General features: G+C 38.4%; 3 protein-coding genes. 2 read left to right on the forward strand and 1 reads right to left on the reverse strand.

The features are described from left to right. Nucleotides 1-114: 114 nt before the first annotated feature. Both D6734_05655 and D6734_05660 read left to right on the forward strand, forming a co-directional pair. On the forward strand, nt 115-1,311 hold the full coding sequence (locus D6734_05655; protein RMF95375.1) for a hypothetical protein: 1,197 nt from the start codon (nt 115-117) through the stop codon (nt 1,309-1,311). A gap of 26 nt (nt 1,312-1,337) precedes the next feature. Continuing rightward, complete coding sequence (locus D6734_05660; GenBank protein RMF95376.1) at nt 1,338-3,356, forward strand: hypothetical protein; 2,019 nt, start codon at nt 1,338-1,340, stop codon at nt 3,354-3,356. Between the two features lie 62 nt (nt 3,357-3,418). On the opposite strand, the gene D6734_05665 is transcribed toward D6734_05660, so the two are convergent. Then, nucleotides 3,419-4,660, reverse strand: coding sequence for a hypothetical protein (locus tag D6734_05665; protein RMF95377.1), 1,242 nt, complete (start codon nt 4,658-4,660; stop codon nt 3,419-3,421). Nucleotides 4,661-4,696: the final 36 nt, after the last annotated feature.

Consider the following 4,696-nt stretch of genomic DNA (forward strand, 5'->3'; position numbering starts at 1 on the left):
ATATTTATGAACTTTTCTCATTATTGGCATAAATATTGCAAATATTTACAAATCGATTCTTAGTTTTTTCTCTATTCTGTCAAATTTGGGAAATTTTAATGAAAGGTTAGATTTATGAAAAACAGATTAAAAAACAGAAGGTTAGTAAATTTAAGTGTCATTTTTCTTTCAATCTTTATGTTTCTTGCCTTTGCCTTGAATTCATATGCAGGGGGTAAGAGCGGAAAGTTTAAAATAGTAGTCAAGATTAAAACAGACTATGCAATAGCAGTGGAAAAGATTCCTGTATATCTCTCCAATAATATTGAAAGCGAAACAATTCAAGGTGTTACAAATCGGGCAGGAAAAGCAAAGTTTTCTTCACTGTCCGATGGGACATATATAATAACGCCCAAGAAGGATGGCTTTTCATTCAAGCCCTCATCAAAAGAAATTACATTGTCGGGAAAAAAGAAGGGTAAATGCTTTTTTACAATAATAAAAGATGCAAATGTTTCTGAAAATATGCTGAATGTCCCATCGACACATTATCCAACACATCTTTGCCAAGGTGCAGATGGGAACTTTTACGTTACTGATTCTAAAGCAAATTCAGTTTTTGTATATAATTACAAACTTGATTTAGTTGACCGATTCGGCGGAATGTCAACTCCCCTTGGTATAGCTGTCGATAAACAGGGCAATGTATATGTGGGAAATGATGGAAAGGATAATATTGAGATTTATAATCGTGTAGGCAAAAAGATTTCTTCTATAGGTGACGGCGAAATATTGATGCCAAATTCAATTGCTTTGGACAAGTCAGGCAATATCTATGTGGCAGATAGTTTGGATGACAACATCAAGGTTTTTGATTCAGCAGGTAATCTCATCAAGAAAATAGGTGAAGGAATATTAGATTTTCCATCTGATATAGTTATTAAATATAATTCTTCTGGTAAAAAGGGAAGGTTATTCGCAGCTGACCAAGGGAATGGAAAAATAAGGATTTTCAAGCTCAATGGGAAGCTTATTAAGAGTATTGGCAAAAAAGTTACGAACAATTCTTCCAATTACAAAGGGAAATTTGTGAGGCTTCAAGGAATTGATATAGATGATAAAGGTAGAATACATGCTGTTGATAGTTTTACTAAAATTGTACAAATTTTAAGCAGCAAGAAAAAGGGAAAATTTATTGCATCATATAATGTCAGTGAGGAAAGTGATAATGCAGAGTCACTTCCTCTCGATATATTAACATATTCAAAGAATAAAACTATTGTAGCGAATGCTGAAAGACATTCAGTCAATCTTATTACAACGGCAAAATAGTTACTGTCTATGATGGAAATTATAAAATGAAGGATGGAAAAATGGTTAAAAAATCTTTATGTTTTATCGTATTCACGCTGATTGTTGTTTCACCTTTTATATTGTTTGCGCAAACACCTCCGCACGATTCGAGTAACAATGTAACTTGTCTCGACTGCCATTCAATTCATAATGCTTCCGCAGGCAATCTCGTTGCTCATGGTGCAGAGCAGGAAACTTTGTGTAAAACCTGTCATAATCCAACAGGCCCTGCATCCTCGATGCCTGATGTCGCAAATCATGTTGTCAATGGCGGCACAACGATAGTCGAATGTTCAACTTGCCATAATCCTCATGAAACAGAGCAATCAACAAATGCCCATACAGGGCAGACAGCTGATAATCTCAAACTGATAAGAAGCGATGTAACTGAAGATATCTCAGCAGCTGTAACTCCCGTAGTCTTTCAGACTGATCCTGATGATTTTGCTTTTGCCACTGCTCCATACAATGGCGTTTGTCAGGCATGTCATACGCAGACTGACCATCACAGAAATGATGGAAGCGCACCGGCGCAGAATCATAATATAGGTGCAGATTGTACGAGCTGTCATACGCATGACAGTGGTTTTATGCCTATGGGCGGAGGAGACTGCACAGCTTGTCATAGTTCAGAACAAGGAAGCATACCAAGAAGGCAGGTTACCGGAACTGGCGGTGATTTTGAGAGAACATCACATCACGAGCAGGGTGTAATTGTTGCAAGCGAATGCGGAGTGTGTCATGCTGAGGCAGATGATGTTGGACTTTATCATGCTTCAGGTGCTGTTGATGTGAAAGAACCCGACAGTGGAACAGTTATAACATTCAATCCTTCAAATCCGTCAGCTTTGGAGCCATTCTGCTTGGGATGTCATGATTCAGACGGTGCAAACGGCGTCCTTGCACCTTTTTCAGATACAATTACAGCACCAAATATTGCTGCAACTTGGACAGGTTCAGCACATCAAACATCTGGTTTTCTTACCTGCTTTGGTGATGGCACTACAGGTTGCCATCAGAATGCACATGGTTCTGAAAAGGAAAATATTCTTGCCCCTGATACACCAGCGGCAACGCCTCCACTTTATGCTGAAGAGCAGGAAGGTTTCTGTTTGAACTGTCACGATGCCGATGGTCCGTCGTCAATAAATATTGCTGCTGAAATTTCAAAGACAAATAGACATCCTGCGCCTGATTACGGAGACAGACACAGCAAGACTGAAGGAGGCGACCCAACAAAATATGCGGCATCTCCAATTGATAACAGGCATGCTGAGTGTGTTGACTGCCACAATCCTCATGCAGCTCAATCCTCTTCTCCTCTTGCAGGAGTTGGAAGAATTAAGGTTACAAACAATGGAGCAGGAAATATTCCAACATATACATATGTTTCGGCATCGGATAGCTCTGCTCCATTTGCTGAATACCAGATTTGTTTTAAGTGCCATTCCTCGTGGACAACTCAGCCAGCAGGTCAAGTTGACCTTGCCGTAAAGTTGAACTCAGACAATCCTTCTTATCATCCAGTTGAAGCACAGGGAACAAATACGAATATCAACGCTAATGCTTTTGTAAATGGATGGTCTGCTACTGACACGATGAATTGTTCTGACTGCCATGGAAGTGATAATAGTGCAGTTTCAGGACCTCATGGTTCAAACTATAATTTTATCTTGAAGGCAAGTTATCAACAAAGCTCAAGCAAGCGCACAATGTCGCCTAACGAGATATGCTTCCAATGCCATAGATATGATACCTATGCAAATAATAATGCAAGCCAGACAGTAAAATCATACAGCAGATTTAATCCACCAAAGTGGTCGAAGGGGCATACATTTCATGTGGGCAAAAAGCAATATCCCTGCTATGCCTGCCATGACAGCCATGGCTCAGCAAACAAACCGCATCTTATCGTGACGGGAAGAAATCCGGGTCTAAACAATTATCAGGAAAGCCAAAATGGTGGGACCTGTTGGCCTAAGTGTCATGGACAGAAGACATATAGCATAAATTATGCCAGATAATTAGAAGAACGATATAAGAAAAAGCGAGAGCACCTTTCTTATTGAAGATGAAAGGTGCTTTTTTATTCAGGAAATGTTTTCTGAAGAATCTCTTTCCACTTCACTTTTTGAAGAAGGGATTTGTTATGCCAGTAATCGCAGGGATGGCCTTCAATATAGTAAAGTGTAAAATTTGAATCGAAGTAGATGAAATCTATTGTCCCTTTGTTAATGTCTTCATGCCTGCAAATCGTGTGTGCTGTACCGTGATCTTGTCCGTCGTGGTCAGAAAGAATTTTTAATATTGTTTGTTGTGAAAAATTTTTCTGCAACTTGACAAGCATGTTGCATCTTTCAAAGCGCGCGTATGAGCTTGTATTGAAGTCATCTTTTCCGTTTCTTTCTGGCATTAGACGGTAGTGATTTGTGCTGACAAGATATTGTTTATCATTTTCCTGCCATCCATACTCATATTCTATCCTGTCAGGCGCAACTTCTATTCGAGCCATTTTACCTGTTTTGAAATCCATTAATGTGAGGATGCAGCCATTGTGAGCAAATTTTCCTCCATTTTCGATAAAAGATTTGAATGATGAAATGACTTCATCAACTGATGAACATTCTTCAATTACCTTTCTTATAAACATTTCAGGAGGAAGACCATAGTCTCTATTTGTTGGATATGCCGCATTGAAAACGATGGCAAGTCCTGTTTCATTTTCAGTTAATGTAGCGCCAACAAAGGAAGGCTGATAATAGGAAACAAAGGAATACTTTCCAGTGTCTTTGGGATTGAATATAATTATCGCTCCTCCAAAGCTGTAAAGGTAAGGAAGGTCAGTATTATGGGCTAAATACAACTCTTTGCCTGTATTGACTGCAAAAGCAGTGCATCCTCTAATATATGTGCCTACCATAAAAAAATTCCATATAAGCACATCGTTCCAACCTTCTTCAAAAGAGATATTGTTTGCTTCAGACAATCCTTTTGCCATCCCTCTCATTTGTTCAATGATGTCTTTTGGAATCAGTTCTTTTATCTTTTCATAATAGGACAATGCTTTTTCTGGAGGGAAAGAACTTTTAAACATTCCTGCAAGACGGTGAATATTTTTCGAAAATTTTGGATTAGAAGCAACCTGATAGCCCATTTCTTCCCATGTGCCTGATACGACTACAACAGGCAATGTTTTTTCCCTTAAAAGACTTATCATTATGGGAGTTCGGTAGTGATAAATAAGTGAAAGGGCTGCAACAATTATAATTAGCAATGAGAATGGAATTATGAATATTTTTTTACGAAACAAGCTTTTTTTTCTTTCCAAGTCTATCTCCTTCCATAAAGATTGTATGAATTGAAA

Source organism: Candidatus Schekmanbacteria bacterium, from assembly GCA_003695725.1.
Lineage (GTDB): Bacteria > Schekmanbacteria > GWA2-38-11 > GWA2-38-11 > J061 > J061.